Below are 24,180 nucleotides of genomic sequence, written 5' to 3'. Positions count from 1 at the left end.
CGCACGGCGGTCGACCAGCACGACGCGGATGCCCCGTGGCCGGCCGGCCACGGGGCATCCGTCGTCTGCGGGCTCAGATGTGCCAGTCGTGCACGCCGCGGGCGGCGTCGGCCGTCGCGTGCGAGAGCGGCCGCACGGTCGCGGGCACGCCGACGACGAGCGAGTGCGGGGGAGCGCCGCGGGTGACCACGGCGTTCGCGCCGACCGCGCTCCACGCGCCGATCGTGATGTCGCCGAGGATCTTCGCCCCGGCGCCGACGGTGACCCCGTCGTCGAGGGTCGGGTGGCGTTTCGTGCCCGGCGGGGTGTTGCGCGGCGCCTTCCCGCCGAGGGTGACGCCGTGATACAGCATGACGTCGTCGCCGACGACGGCCGTCTCGCCGATCACGACGCCCATGCCGTGGTCGATGAAGAAGCGCCGGCCGATCGTGGCGCCGGGGTGGATCTCGATGCCCGTGAGGAATCGCGCGAACTGCGAGATGAGCCGGGCGGGGAACCGCCAGCCCGCCACCCACAGCCGATGCGTGAGGCGGTAGGTCCAGATGGCGTGCAGGCCCGAGTACACGAGGAAGACCTCGAGGCCGCTCCGTGCCGCGGGGTCGTGCGCACGGGCGGTCGCGAGGTCTTCTCTCAGGCGCGAACTGATCGTCACGCGATCAGTCAAGCAGACCCTCGTACAGGACGGTCGACAGATACCGCTCGCCGTAGCTCGCGACGATCACCACGATGGTCTTGCCGGCGTTCTCGGGGCGCTTGGCGAGCTCGAGGGCGGCGTAGACGGTGGCGCCCGACGAGATGCCGCCGAGGATGCCCTCCTCCTGGCCGAGACGACGCGCCGTCTCGACGGCCTGGTCGATGTTGACGTCGAGCACCTCGTCGTAGACGGTGCGGTCGAGCACGTCGGGCACGAAGTTCGCGCCGATGCCCTGGATCTTGTGCGGGCCGGGTGCGCCGCCGTTGAGGATCGGCGACTCGGCGGGCTCGACGGCGACGACCTCGACCGAGGGCTTCCGCTCCTTGAGCACCTGGCCGACGCCCGAGATGGTGCCGCCAGTGCCGATGCCGGCGACGAAGATGTCGACGCCGCCGTCGGTGTCGGCCCAGACCTCCTCGGCCGTCGTGCGGCGGTGGATCTCGACGTTGGCCTGGTTCTCGAACTGGCGGGCGAGGATCGCACCGGGGGTCGCTGCGGCGATCTCCTCGGCCTTCGCGACCGCGCCCTTCATGCCCTCGGATCCGGGCGTGAGCACGAGCTCGGCACCGTAGGCCTTGAGCAGCGACTTGCGCTCCTTCGACATCGTCTCGGGCATCGCGAGGATGACCTTGTACCCGCGAGCCGCGCCGATCGCGGCGAGGGCGATGCCCGTGTTGCCGCTCGTGCCCTCGACGATCGTGCCGCCGGGCTTCAGCTCGCCCGAGGCCTCGGCCGCGTCGACGATGCCGACGCCGAGCCGGTCCTTCACGCTCGCGGAGGGGTTGTAGAACTCGAGCTTCGCGAGCACGGTCGCGCCGGCGCCGTCGGCGAGTCGGTTGAGGCGGACCAACGGGGTGCGGCCGAACGCCTGCGTGATGTTGTCGTAGATCTGAGCCATGGTCGGGCCTTTCTCGATGGGCGTCGCGGGTGTGCCCAGCCTATGGGCGCGGCCCCGGCCGCGCGCGTGCGTTACATTCCATTGCGTGGATGCACCCGTCGAACAGCCAGGACGACCGCTGCGCGCGGTGCGCGACGAGACGACGGCGACGCTCGCCGCGGCCGGCGTGCCCGACCCCGAGGTCGACGCCGAGCTGCTGATCGGCCATGTGCTCGGCCTCAGCCGCGGCGGCGTGCAGGCGCGCCTCGTGGTCGGCGGCCTCATCGACGATGCGGATGCCGCGGCGCTGGCGTCGCTCGTCGCGCGTCGTGCCCGCCGCGAGCCGCTGCAGCACCTCACCGGGCGTGCCGCGTTCCGTTCGCTCGACCTCGCGGTCGGGCCGGGCGTGTTCGTGCCGCGACCTGAGACCGAGGGGGTCGCGCAGATCGCGATCGACGCGCTGCGCGCCGTCGCCGAGCCCGAGCCGATCGGCATCGACCTCGGCTCGGGTTCGGGCGCCATCGCGCTCGCCCTCGCGACCGAGGTGCCGCACGCGCGGGTCTGGGCGGTCGAGAAGTCGCCCGAGGCGTTCGTCTGGACCCGCCGCAACGTCGAGGAGGTGGCCGCGCCCAACCTCGAGCTCGTCTTCGGCGATCTCGCCGACGCGCTGCCCGAGCTCGACGGGAAGGTGTCGGTCGTCGTCTCGAATCCGCCGTACATCCCGCTCGGCGCGATCCCGCGCGACCCGGAGGTGCGGCTGCACGACCCCGAGACGGCGCTCTACGGCGGCGACGACGGGCTCGACGTCGTGCGCGTGCTCTCCCGGCGCGCGCTCGCGCTGCTGCGACCGGGTGGGGTGCTCGTGATCGAACACGGCGAGGCGCAGTCGGCCGACATCGCGACGCTGCTCGCGGCCGACGGCTGGCGTGCGATCGACCACCACCGCGACCTCACGGGCCGCGATCGGGCGACGACCGCCGTGCGCTGAGCGGGTGCGATCGCGCGTCGGCTACTTCGCGCGTTCGGCCTTCTCGCGAGCCGCCTTCTCGCGTTCGAGTGCGTGCTTGATCGCCTCGCGCTCTCGCTTCTGCGCCTCCCGGAGCGCCTTCTGCGCTTCGCGCACGCCCTTCTCCGCCTCGCGCCTGGCCTTCGCGGCGTCGCGCACGCGCGGGTCGCGGGGGAGCTCGAGCTGCGGCGGCAGCTCGGGCTCGCGCTCGGTCGCAACGGGCGAGCCGGGCCCTCCGTCGCGCTCGACGTGGTGTGCGATGCCGTCGAGGATGCGTTCGAGGCCGAACGCGAAGTCGTCGTCGACGTCGGTCCCGTCGGCCTGGGTGCCGGGCTCGGCGACGTAGCCGCCGGCCGCGAGCAACGGGCTGAGGTACGGGAAGCGTTCGGGGGTGACGAGCTCGGTGAGCGCCTCGAAGTAGTTCTCGCCCGTGACGTCGGCCGGGTCGGCCGCGGTCGCGGCCGCGGCGCCGAGGTCGCGTTCCTGCGCGCTCGTCGCCCGGGCGTAGCTCGTGAGGAGCAGCAGGGCCGACATCTTCTCGCCGTCGGTGAGGGGGAGGTCGCGGACCTCGCGCAGGAACCAGTCGACGAGCAGGAGGCTGTTCGGCGTGATCGGCGCGCCTGAGACCGGGATGTCGACGAGCCACGGGTGCTCCCGGTAGGCGCCGCGCACGGCGAGCACCCATGCGCGCACGCCGTCGCGCCACGCGCGCTCGACGGCGTCGTCGGGCACGGGCGGCACGAACGCGCCCTCCTGCATGAGCAGGATGAGGTCGTCCTTGCTCGTGACGTACCGGTAGAGCGACATCGTCGTGAACCCGAGCGACCCCGCCACGCGGCTCATCGACACGGCTCCGAGCCCCTCGGCGTCGGCGATCTCGATCGCGGCGTCGACGATGCGCTCGATCGAGAGCTCGCGCTTCGGACCGCGTTGCGGATGGGCTGCGACGCCCCAGGCCAGGGCGACGCCGCGGGGGAGTTCGGGGTCGGTTCGCGCGTCGCTCATTCGGCTCCGTTCGGATCGGCGGGTTGACCTCAGTCTAGAACTGTGTATTACTTAAACAACAGTGGATTACATAAACAGTTTGCGACGTACGCGGAACGCGGACGAGCATCCCGATCGACAGGAGCACGACATGCAACTCGCCATCGACGCACGCGGCCTCCGCAAGGCGTTCGGCCGCACCGAGGTGCTCGCGGGGCTCGACCTCGCGGTCCCCGCTGGCAGCGTCTTCGCGCTGCTCGGACCGAACGGCGCGGGCAAGACGACGACCATCAACATCCTCACGACGCTCGTGAAGCCCGACGGCGGCACGGTCCGGGTCCTCGGCCACGACGTCGCCCGCGAACCGGGGGAGGTGCAGCAGCGCATCGCCCTGACGGGGCAGGCCGCAGCCGTCGACGAGGCGCTCACCGCTCGCGAGAACCTCGTCATGATGGGGCGGCTCTCTGGTCTGTCGAGGCGCGACGCCCGACGACGCGCGGCCGAGCTCGTCGCGCGGTTCGACCTCGAGCAGGCCGCCGACCGGCGGCTCGGCACCTACTCGGGCGGCATGCGGCGCCGACTCGACCTCGCGCTGAGCCTCGTCGTGCCCGTGCCCGTTCTGTTCCTCGACGAGCCGACCACGGGCCTCGACACCCGGAGCAGGCAGGACCTCTGGGCGGTGATCCGCTCGCTCGCCGAGGCGGGTACGACGATCTTCCTCACGACGCAGTACCTCGAGGAGGCCGACCGGCTCGCCGATCGCATCGCCGTCCTCGACGGCGGCCGCGTCGCCGCGGAGGGCACCGCCGACGAGCTGAAGGCGCGCGTCGGCGGCGACGTCGTCGAGCTCCGCGACGCCGACGGGGTGCTGCTGCGCGAACTGCCCACCGACGGCAGCGTGCACGGACTGCGTGCGGCGATCGACGAACTCGACCGCAGCGCCCACGACGGGGTCGACGGCCGTCAGGTCACGATCCGCAGGCCGAGCCTCGACGACGTCTTCCTCGCCATCACGGGCGGCGGCCGCGACCCCCGCGACGCCGACCGCGAGGCATCCGCCCCCGAACTCATCGCCACGAACTGATCGGAGCCTTCGAATGACCACGCTCACCGCACCGCCCGCCGTCGTCGCACGCGACGACCTGCGTCGCCCGCGCCTGCGCGGCTTCGCCGCCGAACGGGTGTTCATCACCCGCAGCTTCATCCACACGATCCGCGACGTCGACACCATGATGATGGCGGTGCTGCTGCCGACGATGCTCATGCTGATGTTCACGTACATCTTCGGCAACGCCATCGATCCGTCGGGCGGGTACGTCGACTACGTCGTGCCGGGCATCATCCTGCTGTGCGCGGGCTTCGGCGCCTCATCGACCGCGATCTCGGTGTCCCGCGACATGACGACGGGCATCATCGACCGGTTCCGCACCATGCCGCTGCGCAGCGGAGCCGTGCTCACGGGGCACGTCGCCGTGAGCCTCGTGCGCAACCTCATCGCCACGGCGATCGTGATCGGCGTCGCCCTGCTCGTCGGGTTCCGGCCGTCGGCCACGCCACTCGAGTGGGTCGGCGCGTTCGGCATGGTGGCGCTGTACATCCTGACCATCACCTACCTGTTCGCCGCGATCGGCCTCGCCGCCCCCTCGCCGGAGGCTGCGAGCGGCTACGGCTTCATCCTGCTGTTCCTGCCGTATGTGTCGAGCGCGTTCGTGCCCGTCGACACGATGCCCGAATGGCTGCAGTGGCTCGCCGAGAACCAGCCCATCACGCCTGTCATCGAGACGATCCGGTCGCTGCTCATGGGCACCCCGAAAGGCGACTCGGGCTGGTGGGCGGTCGGCTGGTGCGTCGCCATCATCGCCATCGCGGCGGCCTGGGGCGCGTGGCTCTTCCGTCGCAAGGCGGGTCGCCGCTGAGCCGGGTGCCGAACGGCGCGGATGCCGCGGGCGCACGTCGCCCGCGGCATCCGGCCGTCTCCCGCCGCTGGTCTAGAATCGGCTGGTCATGACTGCCACCTACGACTGCTCGGTCGACTCCCAGCTGCTCACCGGCATGCGACTCGCGCGCGGCGCGATCGGTCGCGGCGAACTCGTCGTGCTGCCGACCGACACGGTCTACGGCGTCGCCGCCGACGCGTTCAACGCGAAGGCCGTGGCCCGGCTGCTCGAGGCGAAAGGGCGTGAGCGCACGTCGCCGCCGCCCGTGCTCATCCCGGGCCTGCCGACGCTCGACGCCCTCGCGACCGAGGTGCCGTCGGCCGTGCGCGACCTCGTCGCGGAGTTCTGGCCGGGCGGTCTCACGGTGATCCTGCGCGCGCAGCCGTCGCTGCAGTGGGACCTCGGCGAGACCCGCGGCACGGTTGCACTGCGCATGCCCGCGAATCCGGTCGCGCTCGAGCTCCTCGCCGAGACGGGTCCGCTCGCGGTCTCGTCGGCGAACCTGTCGGGAATGCCGTCGGCGAAGACCGCCGACAGCGCGCTCGAGATGCTCGGCGAGTCGGTCGCCGTCTACCTCGACGGCGGTGCCGCCGGCACCGGGTACGAGGCGATCGGCGAGCGACCGGGCGACACCTCGTCGACGATCGTCGACGCGACCGGGCTCACCGAGTCGGGCGGCGTGCTGCGCATCGTGCGTGCGGGGGTCATCTCACGCGAGCGCATCGCCGCGGTCGTGGGGGAGGAGCTGCTCGCTCCCGCGGGAGGCGAGCCCGAGGCATCCGCGACGGTCGACGACGCGCCCGCTCGCACCGGCGAGCCGGCCGACGAAGCGGTCGACGAAGCGGGTCCCGCCGCCTCATGACCCTCTTCCTGTCGCTCGCGCTGCTCGCCGCGCTCGTCACGTTCGGCGGGTCGATCCTCGTCTGGAAGCTGAGCCACAAGTACCGGCTCTACCCCAAGATCCGCGAGCGCGACGTGCACACCCGGCCGACGCCGCGGCTCGGCGGCATCGCGATGTTCATCGGCATCCTCGTCGCGATCGCGGCCGCGGCGTTCGTGTCGTCGCTCGGCATCCAGCGGTTCGCGAACGTCGCGATCATCTTCCAGAACCCCGCCCAGATGCTCGCGATCCTCGGGGCCGCCCTGCTCATCGTGCTCATCGGCGTCGCCGACGACATCTGGGACCTCGACTGGACGACGAAGCTCGCCGGCCAGTTCATCGCCGCGGGCCTCGTCGCCTGGCAGGGCGTCACGATCGTGTCGCTGCCGATCGCGGGCATCACGCTCATCCCGTCGTGGCTGAGTGCGACGCTCACGGTGTTCGTCATCGTGCTCGTGATGAACGCCGTCAACTTCATCGACGGGCTCGACGGCCTCGTCGCCGGCGTCTCGCTCATCGCCAACGGCGTGTTCTTCCTCTACACGTACCTGCTCGTGCAGCAGACCTCGCCGCTCAACTACTTCAACCTCGCGTCGCTCCTCGCCGTCGTCATCGTGGGCGCGTGCGCGGGCTTCCTGCCGCTCAACTGGCACCCCGCGAAGCTCTTCATGGGCGACGCCGGCGCCCTGCTCATCGGCCTGCTCATGGCGACCTCGGCGATCGCGGTCACCGGGCAGATCAACCCGCGCGGCGTCGGGTTCAGCGAGCTGTTCGCCGCGTTCATGCCGATCATCCTGCCGTTCGTGGTGCTCATCATCCCCCTGCTCGACTTCGGCATGGCGGTCATCCGCCGCCTGCGTGCAGGGAAGTCGCCGTTCGCCGCCGACCGCAAGCACCTGCACCACCGCCTGCTCGACATGGGTCATTCGCACCTCAACGCCGTGCTCATCCTGTACGGCTGGACGGCCGTCGCCTCGGTGGGGTGCCTGCTCACCTACGTGCTGCCCGTCTACTTCCACCTGAGCACCTGGTGGGCGTTCGTGTTCCTCGGCGTCGGATTCCTCGCCTGCACGATCATCACGCTCGCCCCGCTCGGCCGGCGCAAGCGGCTCACCGTCGCCGCGGAGGAGCGTCCGCCGTCGGCGACCCACGTCGACGCATCGGCCGACCTGCCCGATGTCGCGGTCGACGAACTCGCAGGTTCGCCCTCGGTAGAATCGGGCGACCCCCCGACCGGAGCGCGATGACCGCACGCCCCGGATCGGCCGACCGCACCCCCGACCCGGGGACTGGAGCACGATGAGCGACGCACGCCCCGAACCCGCCGACCGCACCCCCACCTCGAACCCCGTGCTGAAGCGCGCACTCGCGTGGGGAGGGGCGCTCGCGGGCGTCATCCTCGTCGTGAGCGCCGTGCTCGGCTACGTCTTCGCCGGGCTCCCCGGCCTGTGGGGCGGCATCGTCGGCACGCTCATGGCGGTGCTGTTCATGGGCATCACGGCCGGCACCATCCTCCTGGCCAACCGCTTCGCGGGCAGCGACCTGTTCGTCGGCATCTTCTTCGGCATCGTGCTCGGGGGCTGGCTGCTGAAGTTCGTGCTCTTCATCGTGCTCGTGTTCGTGCTGCGGGATGCCGCGTGGCTCGACCCGATGGTGGTGTTCCTGAGCCTCGTGGCGGGCGTCATCGCCTCGCTCGTGGTCGACGTGCTCGTCGTCGCGAAGTCGCGCCTGCCCTACGCCAGCGACGTCACGCTGCCCAAGGCTCCCGAAGACGACTGAACCTCAGCCGAACGACCTTCGATCTCGAATTCGTCTGCTCGTAGAAGTCTTGCTAGAGTAATGGCGATCCCCCACGGTTTTCGCAGGGCTCCGGCCTGTGCGAAACCCGTTTCCGATGTTCGTCGTCGCGAGAGCCCCTGCTCCACGCCCCGAAACAGGAGAGAGCCCTGCTAGCACACGCTCTGAACCAGCTGGTTCTGACCGCCGCCGACGAAGGCGGATTCCACGGGCCCAGTCTCGACGAGTTCTTCCCCGAAGTCTTCCTCTTCGAGGGCACGCCGTTCGCGATCAACCGCGTCATGATGGTCCGCATCATCGCCATCATCGCGCTGCTCGTGATCTTCTGGCTCGGCACGCGTCGCATGCGGGTCGTTCCCGGTCGCTTCCAGAGCCTCGTCGAGATGGGTCTCGACCTGGTGCGCGTGAACATCGCCGACGACCTGCTCGGCAAGAAGGACGGCAAGCGGTTCCTGCCGATCCTCACGACGATGTTCTTCATGATCCTGTTCATGAACCTGACGGGCATCTTCCCGGGTCTGAACATCGCCGGCACCTCGGTCATCGGCGTGCCGTTCGTGCTCGCCGCGATCTCGTACGTGACCTTCATCTACGCGGGTGTGAAGAAGAGCCCCGCGAACTTCTTCAAGAACGCGCTGTTCCCCGCTGGCGTGCCCTGGCCCGTCTACTTCATCGTGACGCCGATCGAGTTCATCTCGACCTTCATCATCCGCCCGGTGACGCTGACGCTCCGACTGCTCATGAACATGCTCGTGGGCCACATGCTGCTCGTGCTGTGCTTCTCGGCGACCTGGTTCTTCCTGTTCACCGCGCCCGGCCTGTTCAAGCTCATGGGTGTCGGCACGTTCGCCTTCGGGTTCGCCTTCACGGTGTTCGAGATCCTCGTCGCGGTGCTCCAGGCGTACGTCTTCACCGTGCTGACGGCGGTCTACATCCAGCTCGCCGTCGCCGAAGAGCACTGATCGCACGACTCGGGCATCCCCGCCCACAACTCCACCACAACGAAAGGTAAACAACGTGGACGCAACGACCGTTCTCGCTGAGATCAACGGACACATCGCCTCGGTCGGTTACGGCCTCGCAGCCATCGGCCCGGCCATCGGCGTGGGCATCGTCGTCGGCAAGACGATCGAGGGCGTCGCCCGCCAGCCCGAGCTCGCCGGCCGCCTGCAGGTCCTGATGTGGATCGGTATCGCCTTCACCGAGGCGCTCGCCTTCGTCGGCATCGCCGTCGCCTTCATCCCGTTCCCGTAAACCCTCCAGCCCCGCGAGGAGTCAACACATGCTTCACTCTGTAGTGAGCGCCGCGGAGGAGAGTACGCGAAACCCGCTGATCCCCGAGGTCTACGACCTCGTGTGGTCCGGCGTCATCTTCGTCATCCTCCTCCTCTTCTTCTGGAAGTACGTGCTCCCGCGCGTCCAGAAGATGCTCGACGAGCGTGCCGAGGCCATCGAGGGCAACATCGCGAAGGCCGATGAGGCGCAGCGCAAGGCCGAGGCGGCACTCGAGGAGTACACCGCCCAGCTCGCCGACGCGCGCACCGAGGCGGGCCGCATCCGCGAGACCGCCCGCGAGGACGGCAAGAAGATCGTCGCCGAGGCCAAGGACACGGCTGTGGCCGAGGCCTCGCGGGTCACCGCGAGCGCGCAGGCGCAGATCGAGGCGGAGCGCCAGTCGGCACTCGTCTCGCTCCGCTCCGAGGTGGGCACCCTCGCCATCGACCTCGCGTCGGGCGTCATCGGCGAGTCGCTCTCCGACGACGCGAAGGCGACCGCCGTCGTCGACCGCTTCCTCGCCGACCTGGAGGCCTCCGAGGCCGCCGCCGGGGGGAAGAAGTAATCCATGGGTAGCGCTACGAGAGGGGCCCTGGCCGGGACGCGAGCTGCGCTCGCGGAGCTCGGCCGGGCCGAACTTCCCGTCGCCGAGGGGCTCCTCGCCGCCGGCCGCGTGATCGGTGCGTCGTCGCAGTTGCGCACGGCGCTGACCGACGCGGAGGCCGACGCCGCCCAGAAGCGCACGCTCATCGAGCGGGTCTTCGGGTCGCAGCTGCCGGCCGCATCGGTGTCGCTGCTCGTCGCAGCGGCCTCGAGCCGCTGGTCGTCGGGCGACGACTTCCTGGCGGGCATCGAAGACCTCGGTTACCGCGTCGCGACCGATTCCGCGGCGGAGGGCGTCGACATCGACGCCGAGCTCTTCGCGTTCGACCGGGCGGTCGCCTCCGACGCCGAGCTCGAGCTCGCGCTCGGCTCCAAGCTGAGCGCAGCCGAGGCGAAGACGAAGCTCGTCGACCGCCTGCTCGACGGCAAGGCGGCACCGCAGACCGTCGCGATCGTGCGCCACCTCGTGCAGCAGCCCCGCGGCCGTCGCATCGGCGAGGCGCTCCGGCACGCGGCATCCGTCGTCGCCGACCAGCGCGGTTTCGACGTGGCGACCGTGACGACCGCGGTCGCACTCTCGGCCGAGCAGCTCGGCCGTCTCGAGAAGGGGCTCGCGGCTCAGGCCGGGCGTCCGATCCGTTTCGACACGATCGTCGACCCCACCCTCATCGGCGGGGTCCGCATCCAGATCGGCGACGACGTCATCGACGGCAGCGTCGCCAGCCGCCTCGGCTCGCTGAGGCAGAAGCTTGCCGGCTGACGCCGGTTGACACCACGACCGGCGTGCAGCGCCGCCACACAGAGAAGCTGAAACCGGCGCCGACGAGGCCCGGCCCAGAAAAGGAAATGGCAATGGCAGAACTCTCCATCAGCCCCGACGAGATCCGTTCGGCTCTCTCGGAGTTCGTCTCGTCGTACGAGCCGGGCCAGGCGCAGAAGACCGAGGTCGGGTACGTCACCGACGCCGCCGACGGCATCGCTCACGTTGGCGGCCTCCCGTCGGTCATGGCGAACGAGCTCGTCCGCTTCGCGGACGGCACCCTCGGTCTCGCCCTGAACCTCGAAGAAGACGAGATCGGCGTCGTCGTGCTCGGCGAGTTCACCGGCATCGAAGAGGGCATGGAGGTGACCCGCACGGGCGAGGTCCTCTCGGTCCCCGTGGGCGAGGGCTACCTCGGCCGCGTCGTCGACCCGCTCGGCAACCCGATCGACGGACTCGGCGAGATCACCGGCATCGAGGGTCGTCGCGCCCTCGAGCTCCAGGCTCCCGGCGTCATGCAGCGCAAGAGCGTGCACGAGCCGCTCCAGACCGGCATCAAGGCGATCGACGCGATGATCCCGGTCGGCCGCGGCCAGCGCCAGCTCATCATCGGCGACCGCCAGACCGGCAAGACCGCGATCGCGATCGACACGATCATCAACCAGAAGGCGAACTGGGAGTCGGGCGACCCGTCGAAGCAGGTTCGCTGCATCTACGTCGCGATCGGCCAGAAGGGCTCGACCATCGCCTCGGTGAAGGGCGCCCTCGAAGACGCCGGCGCGATGGAGTACACCACGATCGTCGCCGCGCCGGCCTCCGACCCGGCGGGCTTCAAGTACCTCGCGCCGTACACCGGCTCGGCCATCGGCCAGCACTGGATGTACGACTCGAAGCACGTCCTCATCATCTTCGACGACCTGTCGAAGCAGGCCGAGGCCTACCGTGCCGTGTCGCTCCTCCTCCGTCGCCCGCCGGGCCGCGAGGCGTACCCCGGCGACGTCTTCTACCTGCACTCGCGCCTCCTCGAGCGTTGCGCGAAGCTCTCCGACGAGCTCGGTGCGGGTTCGATGACCGGTCTGCCGATCATCGAGACCAAGGCGAACGACGTCTCGGCGTACATCCCGACCAACGTGATCTCGATCACCGACGGCCAGATCTTCCTCCAGTCCGACCTCTTCAACGCGAACCAGCGTCCGGCCGTCGACGTCGGCATCTCGGTCTCGCGAGTCGGTGGCGACGCGCAGGTCAAGTCGATCAAGTCGGTCTCGGGCACGCTGAAGCTCGAGCTCGCCCAGTACCGCTCGCTCGAGGCGTTCGCGATGTTCGCGTCCGACCTCGACGCCGCGAGCCGTCGCCAGCTCGCCCGTGGTGCGCGTCTCACCGAGCTGCTGAAGCAGCCGCAGTACTCGCCGTACCCCGTCGAGGACCAGGTCGTCTCGATCTGGGCCGGCACCAAGGGCCACCTCGACGAGGTGCCGGTGGAGGACATCCTGCGCTTCGAGGCCGAGTTCCTCGACTACCTGCGCCGCAACACCGATGTGCTCGACGTGCTGCGCGCGACCAACAAGCTCGAGGACGAGACCATCTCGAAGCTCGAGTCCTCGGTCGCGACGTTCAAGAACGAGTTCCAGACCGGCGAGGGCAAGCCGCTCGCCTCGGTCGGGTCGGAGCAGTTCGAGGCCATCGCCGCCGAAGACGTCAACCAGGAGAAGATCGTCAAGGGTCGCCGCTAGGCGCCGGGCGACTCACCGGGCATAGGGATACAGGAGAGACATGGGAGCGCAACTTCGGGTCTACCGGCAGAAGATCAAGTCTGCCCAGACGACGAAGAAGATCACCAAGGCGATGGAGCTCATCGCCGCCTCGCGCATCCAGAAGGCGCAGGCGAGGGTGGCGGCTTCGACGCCGTACTCGCGGGCGATCACCCGTGCCGTCTCGGCCGTGGCGACGTACTCGAACGTCGACCACGTGCTGACGACCGAGCCCGAGAAGATCGAGCGCGCGGCGATCGTGATCCTCACGAGCGACCGCGGCCTCGCCGGTGCGTTCAACTCGCAGGTCCTGCGTGAGGCGGAGGAGCTCGCCGAGCTGCTCCGCTCGCAGGGCAAGGAGGTCGTGTACTTCCTCGTCGGACGCAAGGCGGTCGGGTACTTCCAGTTCCGCCACCGCGAGTTCGAGCAGCAGTGGGTCGGGCAGAGCGAGAACCCCGAGTTCGAGCTCGCCAAGGAGATCGCCGACGCGGTGCTCGAGTCGTTCCTGCGCGACGCCGCCGACGGCGGCGTCGACGAGATCCACGTCGTCTACAACACCTTCGTCAGCATGATGACGCAGACCCCCACGGTCGTGCGCCTCCTGCCGCTCGAGGTCGTCGAAGGCGTCGAAGAGCCCGACTCGACCGTGCAGCCCCTGTACGAGTTCGAGCCCGACGTCGAGACCGTGCTCGACGGCCTGCTGCCGGTGTACATCGAGAGCCGCATCTTCAACGCGCTCCTGCAGTCGGCCGCCGCCAAGCACGCGGCGACGCAGAAGGCGATGAAGTCGGCGTCCGACAATGCCGACAAGCTCATCACCGACTACACCCGCCTGGCGAACAACGCGCGCCAGGCCGAGATCACGCAGCAGATCTCCGAGATCGTGGGCGGCGCGGACGCGCTCGTCGCCGCCAAGTAGCAAATCCAGAAAGAGTGAGCAGAATGACTGACACCATCGACATGGTCGCTGACCAGGCCGTCGCCGTCGGCCGCATCGCCCGAGTGACCGGCCCCGTCGTCGACATCGAGTTCCCGCACGACTCGATCCCCGAGATCTACAACGCGCTCCAGACCGACGTCACCATCGGCGGCGAGACCACGACGCTGAACCTCGAGGTCGCGCAGCACCTCGGCGACGACCTCGTGCGCGCCATCGCCCTGAAGCCGACCGACGGACTCGTCCGCGGCCAGGAGGTGCGCGACACCGGTGCCCCGATCTCGGTGCCCGTCGGCGACGTCACCAAGGGCAAGGTCTTCAACGTCATGGGCGAGGTGCTGAACCTCGAGCCCGGCGAGACGATCGAGGTTACCGAGCGCTGGCCGATCCACCGCAAGCCCCCGGCCTTCGACCAGCTCGAGTCGAAGACGCAGCTCTTCGAGACCGGCATCAAGTCGATCGACCTCCTCACGCCGTACGTGCAGGGTGGAAAGATCGGTCTGTTCGGTGGTGCGGGCGTCGGCAAGACCGTCCTCATCCAGGAGATGATCCAGCGCGTCGCGCAGGACCACGGCGGTGTGTCGGTGTTCGCCGGTGTCGGCGAGCGCACCCGTGAGGGCAACGACCTCATCCACGAGATGGAGGAGGCGGGCGTCTTCGACAAGACCGCCCTCGTCTTCGGCCAGATGGACGAGCCGCCGGGGACGCGTCTGCGCGTCGCCCTCTCGGCTCTGACGATGGCGGAGTACTTCCGTGACGTGCAGAAGCAGGACGTGCTGCTCTTCATCGACAACATCTTCCGCTTCACGCAGGCCGGTTCCGAGGTGTCGACGCTGCTCGGCCGCATGCCCTCCGCGGTGGGCTACCAGCCGAACCTCGCCGACGAGATGGGCATCCTGCAGGAGCGCATCACCTCGACGCGCGGTCACTCGATCACGTCGCTGCAGGCGATCTACGTGCCCGCCGACGACTACACCGACCCGGCGCCGGCCACGACGTTCGCGCACCTCGACGCGACCACCGAGCTCTCGCGTGAGATCGCCTCGAAGGGTCTGTACCCCGCGATCGACCCGCTGACCTCGACGTCGCGAATCATGGACCCCCGTTACCTGGGTGCCGACCACTACCGCGTCGCGACGACGGTCAAGCAGATCCTCCAGAAGAACAAGGAGCTGCAGGAGATCATCGCCATCCTCGGTGTCGACGAGCTCTCGGAAGAGGACAAGATCACCGTGGCCCGCGCGCGCCGCATCCAGCAGTTCCTTTCGCAGAACACCTACATGGCGAAGAAGTTCACGGGTGTCGAGGGTTCGACCGTGCCGCTGAAGGACACGATCGAGTCGTTCGACGCCATCGCCCGGGGTGACTTCGACCACGTCGCCGAGCAGGCGTTCTTCAACGTCGGCCCGATCACCGACGTCGAAGAGAAGTGGGCGCAGATCCAGAAGGAGAACGGCTGAGCATGGCCGCCCTCAATGTGAGCGTCGTCTCGGCCGACCGCGAAGTGTGGTCGGGCGAGGCCGCCATGGTGGTCGCGAAGACCGTCGAAGGCGAGATCGGCATCCTCCCCGGTCACGAGCCGATGCTCGCGATCCTGGCGAGCGGCGAGGTGCGGGTCACCCTGCCGGGCGGTGAGAAGGTCACCGCTTCCGCCGAGGACGGCTTCCTCTCGGTCCAGTCCGATCAGGTGCAGGTCGTCGCGTCCCGCGCCGACCTCGCCTGAGGGGGAACGGATGCCGGGGGAGCAGCCGTTCGACCGCCAGTTCGGTGACCTGAGCGTCACCCAGCTCATCGTCATGGCGGGGCTGCCGGGCGCGGGCAAGTCGACGATCGCACAGATCGTCGGCGCCCGGCTCGGCGCCACCGTCGTGTCCGTCGACCCGATCGAATCGGCGATCCTGAAGGCCGGGATCGATGCCGACCAGCCCACGGGTCTGGCGGCGTACCTCGTCGCCGAGGAGATCGCCGAGAAGGAGCTCGCCTCCGGCCGGACCGTGATCGTCGACGCCGTGAACGCCGCGGAGGCCGCTCGCCTGCAGTGGCGCGATCTGGCCGCACGCACCGATGCGAAGCTCCGTGTGATCGAGGTCGTCTGCTCGGACGAGGCGCTGCACCGCTCCCGGCTCGAGAAGCGCGAGCGGGGGCTGCCGCACCTCGAGGAGACGACGTGGCGCGCGGTCGAGCAGAGCCTGGAAGGCTATGCGGCGTGGACCGGTCCGTCGTCGGCCCTGCCTCGCGTCACGATCGACAGCGTCGAATCGCTCGGGACGAACGTCGACGCGGCCCTCGCCTTCATCGGCTCGTAGTGCTGCTCCTGCTCCCGCCGTCGGAGACGAAGCGCGACGGCGGTTCGGGCGCGCCGCTCTCACTCGACGCGCTGTCGTTCGAAGAGCTCAGCGCGCCGCGGGCGCAGCTGACGCGTGCCGTCGTCGATCTCGCGGGCGACCACGACGCGATGATGCGCGCGCTGAAGCTCGGCCCGCGCCAGGCACTCGAGGTGGCACGCAACCGCGACCTCGCGACGTCGGCGACCATGCCCGCGATCGATCGCTACACGGGCGTGCTGTACGACGCGCTCGACGCCCCGTCACTGGACGAGTCGGCGCGCGGGTTCGGCGCCCGCACCGTCGTCGTCCACTCGGCGCTCTTCGGGCTGGTGGGCGCACTCGACCCGCTTCCCGCGTACCGACTCTCGCATGACTCTCGGGTGCCGGGCCTGCGCCTCAAGGCGTTCTGGCGCGAGCCGCTGGCGCTCGTACTCGATCGGACGCCGGGCCTCATCGTCGATCTCCGCTCCGAGGGCTACGCCGAGTTGGGCCCGGCGCCTACGAGACCCGACAGCGTCTACGTGCGCGTCGTTTCGATCGACGGCACGGGGCGCAAGCGTGCGCTCAACCACTTCAACAAGCAGGCCAAGGGGCGATTCACGCGCGCCGTGCTCGAGCAGCGTCCCGAGGCGGACACGGTCGAGGAGCTGCTCGACTGGGCCGCCGGTGCGGGCTTCGCGATGCAGCTCGGCGAGGATCGCGGTGCGAGTCTGCCGCGCGAGGTCGAGCTCGTCGCCTGAACGGCTGACCGACCCGCGTCGGGGGACAGGGACGGGGCCGGGCACCTCGGGCGGCCTGGCCGCCTCTTCGTGACGGCCCACTGGACCCGGCCGAAGGCGACCGGGTCCAGCGGACTCTGGCGGTGAGCTCAGCGCTCGCGCTCAGAGCTCGCGCTCAGAGCTCGATCGAGCCGAACCTCAGTTGCCGTACAGGGCGACGGCACCCGCACGGTCGGTGTTCGTCATCGACAGGTCGTCGGACGAGCCGTTGCACTGGGGGTAGTGCATGATCGACGCCGAGTCGTAGGGCGTCAGCGGGCGCCAGTTGTTGTCCTCGAAGCACGTGCCCGACTCCGGGCGGGTGTGCTCGTGACGGAAGCCCAGGGTGTGGCCGAGCTCGTGCCCGAGGATGTTGCTCGGCGTCCACGAGCCCGACGACCAGATCGAGTCGTCGACGAGCACGTTCTGCTGACGGTCGGGCGAGCTCGGGAAGAACGCGCGGGCGATGTACTGCGACGTCTGCACGGGCTCGACCGAGAAGAGGACGTTCTTGTTGCGCGTCGTGCACGAGCCGTCGGCGCTCGGCACGTACACGAAGTCGATCTTCGACGAGGCGGCCTCCCACAGGGCGGCACCGCCGGCCATGGCGGCGACGACGTCGTCGTGACGCGTGCCGAACTTCGTGCTGACGCAGTACGTGAGGTTGCCGACCTGCGAGGTCGACCACTTGTCGTCGGCGCCGTTGACGGTGTTGACGATGAGACCGTCGGTCGGCGTCTGCGGCCCGACGAGCACGTCGTAGAACGACCGCAGGTCGCTCTGGCCGGAGATCAGTTCGTCACCGTTGACGACATAGCCGCCGTCGACGTCTCGATACGTCGACGCCGCGAACTCCTGGTACGAGGGAACGCTCGAGTCGTCGTCGAGCGGGCTTGCGCCGGCAGCCGGGATGACCGTGCCGACGGTGAACGCGGCAGCCGCGGTGGCGGCGAGCGCGAGTGTTCTCGTGAATCGCATGCAGTGCTCCTTCTGAGTGAGCGATCACCGCTCACCGGATCGGCGAGCGGACTCGGATCCGCGGGGCGAGCGTCGTTGCCCGTCCCGTCGTCCCCCGAAGTGGGCTCAACGTAGCCTGCGCGAATCGGCGGTGTCAAGAGTTCCGAGTCGCGCATTCTGCGCACTGTGCGAGGCGCTCAGGCAGCGCTATGATGCATCGCGCGGTGACACCCGGCGACGTGATCGTCGACCATGCCCGACGCCTGCATGAGCGCGTACATCGTGGTCGGGCCGACGAAGCGGAATCCTCGCCGCCTGAGGTCGCGACTCATCGCGGTCGACTCGACGGTGACGGCCGGCACGTCGGCGAACGATGCGGGCGCGCCCGTGCGCGCGGGCGGCGCGAAACTCCACAGCAGCTGGTCGAGCGGAACGTCGAGGGCGAGTACGGCTCGCGCATTGGCGATCGTGGCCTCGATCTTGCCGCGATGGCGGATGATGCGGGCATCACCGAGCAGGCGCTCGACGTCGTGCTCCGTCATCGCGGCGACGCGCTCGGCGTCGAATCCGTGGAACACCTCGCGGAACGCCGGGCGCCGCCGCAGGATCGTGATCCACGACAGCCCCGCCTGGAACCCCTCGAGACACACCTTCTCGAAGAGCCGCACGGGATCGTGCTGCGGCGTGCCCCACTCCTCGTCGTGATAGCGACGGTACTCGGGATCGGTGGCGCCCCATGCGCAGCGGGCGAGCCCGTCGTCGCCGAGGACGACGTCGGGGCGGGGGATCACGCTCACGCTGCGAAACCGATGCGCTCGTGCCCGAGGAGCCAGAGCTTCGTGGGGATGCCCTCGCCGCCCGAGTAGCCGGTGAGGCGGCCGTCGGAGGCGAGCACGCGGTGGCAGCCGACGAGGATCGGCACCGGGTTCGCCCCGACCGCTCCGCCGATCGCCCGCGCGGCGCCGGGTCGACCGACCGCAGCGGCGAGCGAGCCGTACGAGGTGGCCTCGCCCCAGCCGAGGCGCGACAGTTCGCGCCAGACGGACTCCTGGAACGGCGTGCCGTGCCAGCGGACGGGGACGTCGAATCCGGTCCGGGTGCCGGCGAAGTACTCGTCGAGTTCGGTTCGCGCCCGCTCGAGCACGGGATTGGTGCGTTCGGGCTCGCCGTCGTGAGGGAGGACGCCGTCGCGTTCGATCGTCAGCGCGAGGACGGCGGAGTCGTCGGCGACGACCTCGAGACGGCCGATCGGGCTGTCGAGGCGGATGAGGTACTCGGTGGTCATGTGTTCGAGCGTAGCCGCGGCATCCCGCATCGGTTCGCGGGAATCGGACATGTGGGAACGCCCACCCGATGCCGGGCCTGTGGAGGACGGGTGGCGCCTTCGCCGTCCACAGGCGGGGTGTCGCACGCGATCGGTCCACAGGAGCGGCCGCTCCGTCGAGACGCGCCAGTCTCGGGACATGACCACCATCATCCGCGCCGGATCGGCGCAAGAGTTCCTCGCCCTCGTGCCGACCCTCGCGGGATTCCATCCGTCGCGATCGCTCGTCTGCGTCGCGTTCGACGGGCGTCGCACGGTCGGAGTGCTGCGCCACGACCTGCCGCGTCGGGCACGCGATCGCAGCGCACTCGTCTCGGCGATCGTCTCGACGCTCTGCCGCATGCCGGGGGTCGATGCGATCGCGCCCGTCGCGTACTGCGACGAGACCTTCGCCCAGCACGGCGATGCACCTGAGCGGCGACTCGTCGACCTGCTCTGCCGTCGCGCGAGCGAAGCCGGATTCGGCATCCGCGACGCGCTCTGCCGGGCGGCCGACGGCTGGGGGTCGTATCTCGACGACGACCTTCCTGCTGGCGGGCGGCCGCTCGCCGACCTGGTCGAGCCGCGCGTTGCGGGGCTCGCCCCCGATCGACCCGCGGAGTCGTCGACCTCGTGGGCGCACCTCCCCGAGGTCGACGAACGTCGTGCTCGGGCGATCCGGCGGGAGCTGCGGCGGATCGAGCGGGCGGGCGTCGGGGACGCCGTCTTCCGCGCGCTCGGCGACGACGTCGACCCGGTCGAACTCGTCGAGCGGTTGCTCGAGAACGACGAGCCCTCGATGCTGCGGCGGGCCTGGTTCCTGCACCTCGCCGCGCGGCCGGTGTTCCGCGACGGCATGATGCTGCAGTTCGCGTTCGGCCCGGTCGTCGGTGCGGCCGCCCACGAGGATGCGGTCGATCTCGCCGAACGAGCCGAGGCGCAGGGCGAATCGGTCGACGCGCTCGTGCGGCGCGAGTTCGCCGCCCACGACGGCGAGCTCGGGGTGAGCGAGTTCCTCTCCCGGCTCCTGCTGGGCCGGACGACCCTGCGACCCGAGCCCGACCGGATCGAACGTGCGCTCGACATCGTGCGGGCGATCATCGCTGATGCCCCGCCCGGCATCCGTGCGGGCTCGATCTGCATCGCGGCCTGGTTGTGCTGGGCGCTCGGGCGCGGATCGGCCGCAGGGGCGCTGCTCGACCTCGTCGAGACCGAGGAGCCGCATCACACCATGGCCGCCCTGCTGCAGCAGTACTTCGGCGGCGGTGCGCTGCCCGACTGGGCCTTCATCCGACCGGATGCGGCACCGGGTCGATGATCGCCGGGGACGACGAACCCGGTGGCGGCTCGGACGAGCCTCCACCGGGTTCGGGATCGCACCGCGCGATCAGAGGCGGTTGGACGCCTCGGTGAGCACGCTCCGGAGGATCTGCTCGATCTCCTGGAACTCGGGCACGCCGATCGTGAGCGGCGGCGAGAGCTGGATCACGGGGTCGCCGCGGTCGTCGGCGCGGCAGTACAGGCCCGCGTCGAACAGCGCCGTCGAGAGGAAGCCGCGGAGCAGGCGCTCCGACTCGTCCTCGTTGAACGTCTCGCGCGTCGCCTTGTCCTTCACGAGCTCGACGGCGAAGAAGTAGCCGGCACCGCGCACGTCGCCGACGATCGGCAGGTCGCTGAGCTTCTCGAGCTCTGCACGGAACAGCGGCGAGTTCTCGCGCACGTGCTCGAGCAGGTGCTCCTCCTCGAAGATGTCGAGGTTCTCGAGCGCGACGGCCGCCGAGACCGGGTGACCGGCCCAGGTGTAGCCGTGGTAGAAGGTCGTGTCGCCCTTCGAGAACGGCTCGTAGATGCGCTCGTTGATGATCGTCGCACCCATGGGGGCGTAGCCCGAGGTCATCGCCTTGGCGCACGTGATCATGTCGGGCACGTAGCCGTACTCGTCGCACGCGAACATGTGGCCGATGCGGCCGAACGCGCAGATGACCTCGTCGGAGACGAGCAGCACGTCGTACTTGTCGCAGATCTCGCGCACTCGCTGGAAGTAGCCGGGGGGCGGCGGGAAGCAGCCGCCCGAGTTCTGCACCGGCTCGAGGAAGACGGCCGCGACGGTGTCGGGGTCCTCCATGAGGATCTGCTCCTCGATGCGGTTCGCCGCCCAGATGCCGAACGCCTCTTCGCTCTCGGTCGGCGCGCCCATGTCGGCGGCGCGGTAGAAGTTGGTGTTCGGCACGCGGAGGCCGCCGGGGGTGATCGGCTCGAACGGCGCCTTGATGGGCAGGCCGGTCACGGCGAGCGCACCCTGCGGGGTGCCGTGGTATGCGAGGGCGCGCGAGATGACCTTGTACTTGGTCGGCTTGCCCATGAGCTTCCAGTAGTTCTTCGCGAGCTTGTAGGCGGTCTCGACCGCCTCGCCGCCACCGGTGGAGAAGAACACGTGGTTGAGGTCGCCGGGCGCGTAGTCGGCGAGACGGTCGGCGAGCTCGATCGCCTTCGGGTGCGCGTACGACCAGATCGGGAAGAACGCGAGCTCCTCCGCCTGCTTCGCACCCGCCTGGGCGAGGCGCTTGCGGCCGTGGCCGGCGTTGACGACGAAGAGTCCGGCGAGGCCGTCGATGTAGCTCTTGCCGTTGATGTCGAAGACGCGGTGGCCCTCGCCACGGGTGATGATCGGCACGCCCGAGGTCTCCATCGTGGACTGCCGGGCGAAGTGCATCCAGAGATGGTCCTTCGCCTGTTGCTGCAGTGCAGCGTTGTCGTAGACCGTGTCGGTCATGATCTTCCCTTCTTAGCGAGTGCCCCAGTTGTAGAACTGCTTCTGGAGCTTGAGGTAGACGAACGTCTCGGTCGCGTGCACGCCCTCGAGGCTGCGGATGCGCGCGTTCAACAGGGAGATCAGCTCCTCGTCGTTCTCGCACACCACCTCGGCGAGCAGGTCGAAGCTGCCCGCGGTGAGCACGACGTAGTCGATCTCGGGGATGTCGGCCAGCTGCTCGGCGAGCACCCGCGTGTCGCCCGACGCGCGGATGCCGATCATCGCCTGCCGGGTGAAGCCGAGCTGCATCGGGTCGGTGACCGCGACGATCTGCATGACCCCCGACTCGGTGAGCCGTTGCACGCGCTGCCGCACGGCGGCCTCGCTGAGACCGACCGCCTTGCCGATGTCGGCGTACGACCGGCGGCCATCGGCCTGCAGCTGCTCGATGATCGCCTTCGACACCTCGTCGAGCTGCACGGGTCGATGCCCGTTGGAACGACCTGCGTTCGTCATGGCTCGATTGTGACAGTGAAGGATGCCGCTGGCAAGTGATTCCGCAGGATCAAGAGCCATTCGCAACTGATTCCATGGTCAGTCTCCCGATTCGCTGAGCATTTCGTGTTCCGCCCACTCATGGAAGACTGGGGGGATGCCACGTGGGACGGTGTCGAGCCATGCGGTCCCGGGCGCCGTCGCCTGGGACGCGATCGTCGGCGAGCGGTTCATCGCGATCCTCTCGGCGCCCGCGCCCGACGAGGTCGTCGCGGCGCTCGCCGGTCTCGCGGGCGACCACGAGCTCGCCCTCGAACGGCTCATCGAGCAGATCCCGGCGCGGCTCGACGTCGACGACCGGGACTTCGCACTCGTCTGGTGGCCGGGCGACGAGCCGGCCGAGGTGACGGCCGTCGCACGCGGAGGTGCGGTCGTCGATCTCGAGTCGCCCGGGGGGAGCCGCCGGTTCGACGCCCGCGGCATCAGACCCTGGCACCTCGCCGAGTTCCACGACGTGTCCGGAGTGCGACTCACCGGCGGAGCATCCCCCCTCGGATCGATCACGGGGGGAGCGCTCGTCGAACACGCCCGCGCGCGCCTTCGCGCCTCCGCCGTGGAATGGCGACCCGGGGTCTCGTCGGCCGACGCGGACACGATCTACGCGGCTCCGGCCGCGGCCCTCGACGCCGACACGGTGCGTGCCCTGCCCGACCCGACCGCCGGGCCAGGGGCCGACGAGGTCCCGCCGCCGGCGCCGCTGCCGTGGGTCAGGGTCGCGGGCGGCGAGCCGTTCGCACCCGAGGGGTCGGTGCTCATCGGCCGACGGCCGGGAGCACCGCGGATTCCCGGTGCGCACGGTGCGCCGCGCCTGATCGCCGTCGACTCGCCCGGCCGCATCGTCTCGTCCACCCATCTCGAGCTGCGGGTCGAGGGCGCGCGGCTCGTCGCGAGTGACCTGCGGTCGACCAACGGCACGACCGTCGTCGGACCGCGGGCCCCGCGCAGGCTGCGCGCGGGGGAGTCGATCGTCGTCGTGCCGGGAATGAGCCTCGATCTCGGAGACGGTACGATCGTCGAGATCCTCCAACCCCCGGGAGTCGATCACCCGACGCGAGACAGGCCGGACACGTGACGCAGATAGGCAACGGCAACGCGCGCCATCGGATCGCGCTGCCCGACGGCACCGAGATCACGCTCGCCTGGGCCGCCATCACCGACACCGGCCTGCGGCGCGAGGTCAACGAAGACAGCTTCGTCGCGCAGGCACCGGTGTTCGCCGTCGCCGACGGCATGGGCGGCCACGCGGCCGGCGACTTCGCGAGCGCCGCCGTCGTGACCCGGCTCGCCGAGCACGGCGGCAAGGCGGTCATCGGCACCGCAGAGATCGACGCGTCCCTGCATCGCGCGGTGCAGGACATGGGGCGGGGCGCCGGCGTCACCGACGAGGGCAGCGGCACCACGGTCACGGGCGCAGCGCTCGGCATGATCTCCGACGAACCCGCGTGGATCGTGTTCAACATCGGCGACTCGCGCGTCTACCGGCTCGTCGGCGGGGTGCTCGAGCAGCTCACCGTCGACCACTCGATCGTGCAGGAGCTCGTCGACGCCGGACAGATCACGCGCGAGGAGGCCGACACCCACCCGCACTCGAACGTCATCACCCGCGCCGTCGGATTCCACGAGCCGCCGATCCCCGACTACCGGGCGATCGCGGTCGAAGAGGGGATGCGCCTGCTCGTCTGCTCCGACGGCCTGACGAAGGAGCTGACGTCGTACGGCATCCGGCACTTCCTCGTCGCGAACCCCAAGGCCGACAAGGCCGCGAACCAGCTCGTCGATGCAGCGCTCGGCAACGGCGGTCGCGACAACGTGACGGTCGTCGTCGTCGACGTCGTGAAGGTCGTGCCGCCCGAACCGGAGTCGACCGACCACGACGACGACGCCGGCGAGACCGCGAGGGCCTGAAGCCCCGTTCGCAGCCGGTCGGCGCGACCTACAATGGGGGTCAGCGGGCCTGATGTCGGCACCGAACCCTGCCGCTCGTCCCGATGAGCACCGCCCGACGAGCGTCGGGCCCGAGGAGCGCA

27 protein-coding genes are annotated in these 24,180 nt (G+C 69.8%); 19 read left to right on the top strand and 8 right to left on the bottom strand.

Translation table 11 applies throughout. The annotated features are described in order from the left end of the window. Nucleotides 1–73 precede the first annotated feature (73 nt). Nucleotides 74–652: a serine O-acetyltransferase EpsC gene (epsC, locus tag MUN74_RS02025; RefSeq protein WP_244854709.1), complete on the bottom strand. Its 579-nt coding sequence runs from the start codon at nucleotides 650–652 to the stop codon at nucleotides 74–76. 4 nt (nucleotides 653–656) lie between these two features. Then, complete coding sequence (cysK, locus tag MUN74_RS02020) at nucleotides 657–1,592, bottom strand: cysteine synthase A (protein WP_244854708.1); 936 nt, start codon at nucleotides 1,590–1,592, stop codon at nucleotides 657–659. Between the two features lie 118 nt (nucleotides 1,593–1,710). Between cysK and prmC the strand changes: the two genes are divergently transcribed. Next, nucleotides 1,711–2,559, top strand: a complete 849-nt coding sequence (gene prmC, locus MUN74_RS02015; RefSeq protein ID WP_244856311.1) for a peptide chain release factor N(5)-glutamine methyltransferase — start codon at nucleotides 1,711–1,713, stop codon at nucleotides 2,557–2,559. Between the two features lie 21 nt (nucleotides 2,560–2,580). Here prmC and MUN74_RS02010 read toward each other — a convergent pair whose 3' ends face one another. Then, complete coding sequence (locus tag MUN74_RS02010; protein ID WP_244854707.1) at nucleotides 2,581–3,582, bottom strand: TetR/AcrR family transcriptional regulator; 1,002 nt, start codon at nucleotides 3,580–3,582, stop codon at nucleotides 2,581–2,583. A gap of 130 nt (nucleotides 3,583–3,712) precedes the next feature. Between MUN74_RS02010 and MUN74_RS02005 the strand changes: the two genes are divergently transcribed. The 15 genes from MUN74_RS02005 to MUN74_RS01935 all read left to right on the top strand — a co-directional run bounded on the left by MUN74_RS02005 (nucleotide 3,713) and on the right by MUN74_RS01935 (nucleotide 16,568). Continuing rightward, entirely contained in the window at nucleotides 3,713–4,645 is a 933-nt protein-coding gene (locus MUN74_RS02005) for an ATP-binding cassette domain-containing protein (protein WP_244854706.1), read from the top strand. A gap of 13 nt (nucleotides 4,646–4,658) precedes the next feature. Next, nucleotides 4,659–5,477, top strand: coding sequence for an ABC transporter permease (locus MUN74_RS02000; protein WP_244854705.1), 819 nt, complete (start codon nucleotides 4,659–4,661; stop codon nucleotides 5,475–5,477). Between the two features lie 88 nt (nucleotides 5,478–5,565). Next, complete coding sequence (locus MUN74_RS01995) at nucleotides 5,566–6,360, top strand: L-threonylcarbamoyladenylate synthase (protein WP_244854704.1); 795 nt, start codon at nucleotides 5,566–5,568, stop codon at nucleotides 6,358–6,360. Further along, complete coding sequence (locus tag MUN74_RS01990; protein ID WP_244854703.1) at nucleotides 6,357–7,625, top strand: MraY family glycosyltransferase; 1,269 nt, start codon at nucleotides 6,357–6,359, stop codon at nucleotides 7,623–7,625. The genes MUN74_RS01995 and MUN74_RS01990 overlap by 4 nt, the downstream gene beginning before the upstream one ends. Before the next feature lie 52 nt (nucleotides 7,626–7,677). Further along, nucleotides 7,678–8,157, top strand: coding sequence for a Cg1360 family ATP-synthase-associated protein (locus MUN74_RS01985; RefSeq protein ID WP_244854702.1), 480 nt, complete (start codon nucleotides 7,678–7,680; stop codon nucleotides 8,155–8,157). Nucleotides 8,158–8,339: 182 nt separating this feature from the next. Continuing rightward, nucleotides 8,340–9,137 (top strand): F0F1 ATP synthase subunit A, encoded by a 798-nt coding sequence (atpB, locus tag MUN74_RS01980; RefSeq protein WP_244856309.1) that lies wholly within the window; start codon nucleotides 8,340–8,342, stop codon nucleotides 9,135–9,137. 55 nt (nucleotides 9,138–9,192) lie between these two features. Beyond that, nucleotides 9,193–9,429 (top strand): ATP synthase F0 subunit C, encoded by a 237-nt coding sequence (gene atpE, locus MUN74_RS01975; RefSeq protein ID WP_231431480.1) that lies wholly within the window; start codon nucleotides 9,193–9,195, stop codon nucleotides 9,427–9,429. Between the two features lie 28 nt (nucleotides 9,430–9,457). Next, nucleotides 9,458–10,015 (top strand): F0F1 ATP synthase subunit B, encoded by a 558-nt coding sequence (locus MUN74_RS01970; RefSeq protein ID WP_244854701.1) that lies wholly within the window; start codon nucleotides 9,458–9,460, stop codon nucleotides 10,013–10,015. 3 nt (nucleotides 10,016–10,018) lie between these two features. Beyond that, nucleotides 10,019–10,813 carry a F0F1 ATP synthase subunit delta gene (locus tag MUN74_RS01965; RefSeq protein WP_244854700.1) on the top strand — a complete coding sequence of 265 codons (795 nt, stop codon included), beginning with the start codon at nucleotides 10,019–10,021 and terminating at the stop codon, nucleotides 10,811–10,813. Between the two features lie 92 nt (nucleotides 10,814–10,905). After that, complete coding sequence (gene atpA, locus MUN74_RS01960) at nucleotides 10,906–12,546, top strand: F0F1 ATP synthase subunit alpha (protein WP_244854699.1); 1,641 nt, start codon at nucleotides 10,906–10,908, stop codon at nucleotides 12,544–12,546. Between the two features lie 40 nt (nucleotides 12,547–12,586). Next, entirely contained in the window at nucleotides 12,587–13,483 is an 897-nt protein-coding gene (locus tag MUN74_RS01955; RefSeq protein ID WP_244854698.1) for a F0F1 ATP synthase subunit gamma, read from the top strand. A 23-nt stretch (nucleotides 13,484–13,506) separates the two neighbouring features. Next, entirely contained in the window at nucleotides 13,507–14,961 is a 1,455-nt protein-coding gene (gene atpD, locus MUN74_RS01950; RefSeq protein ID WP_244854697.1) for a F0F1 ATP synthase subunit beta, read from the top strand. A gap of 2 nt (nucleotides 14,962–14,963) precedes the next feature. Further along, nucleotides 14,964–15,224: a F0F1 ATP synthase subunit epsilon gene (locus tag MUN74_RS01945; RefSeq protein WP_244854696.1), complete on the top strand. Its 261-nt coding sequence runs from the start codon at nucleotides 14,964–14,966 to the stop codon at nucleotides 15,222–15,224. A gap of 10 nt (nucleotides 15,225–15,234) precedes the next feature. After that, nucleotides 15,235–15,807, top strand: a complete 573-nt coding sequence (locus tag MUN74_RS01940; RefSeq protein WP_244854695.1) for a P-loop nucleotide/nucleoside kinase family protein — start codon at nucleotides 15,235–15,237, stop codon at nucleotides 15,805–15,807. Continuing rightward, a complete protein-coding gene (locus MUN74_RS01935) occupies nucleotides 15,807–16,568 on the top strand; it encodes a YaaA family protein (RefSeq protein ID WP_244854694.1) in 762 nt (253 codons plus the stop codon). Before MUN74_RS01940 ends, MUN74_RS01935 begins: the two co-directional genes overlap by 1 nt. Nucleotides 16,569–16,745: 177 nt before the next feature. Here the strand turns inward: MUN74_RS01935 and MUN74_RS01930 are convergent, their stop codons facing one another. From MUN74_RS01930 to MUN74_RS01920, 3 genes are all read right to left on the bottom strand, one after another. Then, complete coding sequence (locus MUN74_RS01930; protein ID WP_244854693.1) at nucleotides 16,746–17,564, bottom strand: zinc metalloprotease; 819 nt, start codon at nucleotides 17,562–17,564, stop codon at nucleotides 16,746–16,748. 176 nt (nucleotides 17,565–17,740) lie between these two features. Continuing rightward, nucleotides 17,741–18,331, bottom strand: coding sequence for a DNA-3-methyladenine glycosylase I (locus MUN74_RS01925; protein ID WP_244856308.1), 591 nt, complete (start codon nucleotides 18,329–18,331; stop codon nucleotides 17,741–17,743). A 5-nt stretch (nucleotides 18,332–18,336) separates the two neighbouring features. Next, nucleotides 18,337–18,828: a methylated-DNA--[protein]-cysteine S-methyltransferase gene (locus MUN74_RS01920; protein ID WP_244854692.1), complete on the bottom strand. Its 492-nt coding sequence runs from the start codon at nucleotides 18,826–18,828 to the stop codon at nucleotides 18,337–18,339. Nucleotides 18,829–19,006: 178 nt separating this feature from the next. Here MUN74_RS01920 and MUN74_RS01915 point away from each other — a divergent pair, with 178 nt between their 5' ends. Further along, nucleotides 19,007–20,164 carry a DUF4192 family protein gene (locus MUN74_RS01915; RefSeq protein WP_244854691.1) on the top strand — a complete coding sequence of 386 codons (1,158 nt, stop codon included), beginning with the start codon at nucleotides 19,007–19,009 and terminating at the stop codon, nucleotides 20,162–20,164. Nucleotides 20,165–20,233: 69 nt separating this feature from the next. Here the strand turns inward: MUN74_RS01915 and MUN74_RS01910 are convergent, their stop codons facing one another. Both MUN74_RS01910 and MUN74_RS01905 read right to left on the bottom strand, forming a co-directional pair. Then, the gene (locus MUN74_RS01910) at nucleotides 20,234–21,619 is read right to left on the bottom strand and encodes an aspartate aminotransferase family protein (protein ID WP_244854690.1); all 1,386 of its coding nucleotides are present in this window, start codon (nucleotides 21,617–21,619) and stop codon (nucleotides 20,234–20,236) included. A gap of 12 nt (nucleotides 21,620–21,631) precedes the next feature. Next, complete coding sequence (locus MUN74_RS01905) at nucleotides 21,632–22,114, bottom strand: Lrp/AsnC family transcriptional regulator (protein WP_244854689.1); 483 nt, start codon at nucleotides 22,112–22,114, stop codon at nucleotides 21,632–21,634. Nucleotides 22,115–22,250: 136 nt separating this feature from the next. On the opposite strand from MUN74_RS01905, the gene MUN74_RS01900 reads away from it, so the two are divergent. Next, entirely contained in the window at nucleotides 22,251–23,225 is a 975-nt protein-coding gene (locus MUN74_RS01900; protein WP_244854688.1) for an FHA domain-containing protein, read from the top strand. Then, nucleotides 23,222–24,058 carry a PP2C family protein-serine/threonine phosphatase gene (locus tag MUN74_RS01895; RefSeq protein ID WP_244854687.1) on the top strand — a complete coding sequence of 279 codons (837 nt, stop codon included), beginning with the start codon at nucleotides 23,222–23,224 and terminating at the stop codon, nucleotides 24,056–24,058. The genes MUN74_RS01900 and MUN74_RS01895 overlap by 4 nt, the downstream gene beginning before the upstream one ends. The last annotated feature ends 122 nt before the right edge of the window (nucleotides 24,059–24,180 follow it).

It is taken from the genome of Agromyces sp. H17E-10 (assembly GCF_022919715.1).
Classification (GTDB): domain Bacteria; phylum Actinomycetota; class Actinomycetes; order Actinomycetales; family Microbacteriaceae; genus Agromyces.
This window is presented reverse-complemented; position numbering and strand designations above follow the sequence as displayed.

Coding starts and splice junctions, on each gene's coding strand:
- cysK (WP_244854708.1), bottom strand. CDS start 1,592: ATGGCTCAGATCTACGACAACATCACGCAGGCGTTCGGCCGCACCCCG.
- MUN74_RS02010 (WP_244854707.1), bottom strand. CDS start 3,582: ATGAGCGACGCGCGAACCGACCCCGAACTCCCCCGCGGCGTCGCCCTG.
- MUN74_RS02005 (WP_244854706.1), top strand. CDS start 3,713: ATGCAACTCGCCATCGACGCACGCGGCCTCCGCAAGGCGTTCGGCCGC.
- MUN74_RS02000 (WP_244854705.1), top strand. CDS start 4,659: ATGACCACGCTCACCGCACCGCCCGCCGTCGTCGCACGCGACGACCTG.
- MUN74_RS01995 (WP_244854704.1), top strand. CDS start 5,566: ATGACTGCCACCTACGACTGCTCGGTCGACTCCCAGCTGCTCACCGGC.
- MUN74_RS01990 (WP_244854703.1), top strand. CDS start 6,357: ATGACCCTCTTCCTGTCGCTCGCGCTGCTCGCCGCGCTCGTCACGTTC.
- MUN74_RS01985 (WP_244854702.1), top strand. CDS start 7,678: ATGAGCGACGCACGCCCCGAACCCGCCGACCGCACCCCCACCTCGAAC.
- MUN74_RS01970 (WP_244854701.1), top strand. CDS start 9,458: ATGCTTCACTCTGTAGTGAGCGCCGCGGAGGAGAGTACGCGAAACCCG.
- MUN74_RS01965 (WP_244854700.1), top strand. CDS start 10,019: ATGGGTAGCGCTACGAGAGGGGCCCTGGCCGGGACGCGAGCTGCGCTC.
- atpA (WP_244854699.1), top strand. CDS start 10,906: ATGGCAGAACTCTCCATCAGCCCCGACGAGATCCGTTCGGCTCTCTCG.
- MUN74_RS01955 (WP_244854698.1), top strand. CDS start 12,587: ATGGGAGCGCAACTTCGGGTCTACCGGCAGAAGATCAAGTCTGCCCAG.
- atpD (WP_244854697.1), top strand. CDS start 13,507: ATGACTGACACCATCGACATGGTCGCTGACCAGGCCGTCGCCGTCGGC.
- MUN74_RS01945 (WP_244854696.1), top strand. CDS start 14,964: ATGGCCGCCCTCAATGTGAGCGTCGTCTCGGCCGACCGCGAAGTGTGG.
- MUN74_RS01940 (WP_244854695.1), top strand. CDS start 15,235: ATGCCGGGGGAGCAGCCGTTCGACCGCCAGTTCGGTGACCTGAGCGTC.
- MUN74_RS01930 (WP_244854693.1), bottom strand. CDS start 17,564: ATGCGATTCACGAGAACACTCGCGCTCGCCGCCACCGCGGCTGCCGCG.
- MUN74_RS01920 (WP_244854692.1), bottom strand. CDS start 18,828: ATGACCACCGAGTACCTCATCCGCCTCGACAGCCCGATCGGCCGTCTC.
- MUN74_RS01915 (WP_244854691.1), top strand. CDS start 19,007: ATGACCACCATCATCCGCGCCGGATCGGCGCAAGAGTTCCTCGCCCTC.
- MUN74_RS01910 (WP_244854690.1), bottom strand. CDS start 21,619: ATGACCGACACGGTCTACGACAACGCTGCACTGCAGCAACAGGCGAAG.
- MUN74_RS01905 (WP_244854689.1), bottom strand. CDS start 22,114: ATGACGAACGCAGGTCGTTCCAACGGGCATCGACCCGTGCAGCTCGAC.
- MUN74_RS01900 (WP_244854688.1), top strand. CDS start 22,251: ATGCCACGTGGGACGGTGTCGAGCCATGCGGTCCCGGGCGCCGTCGCC.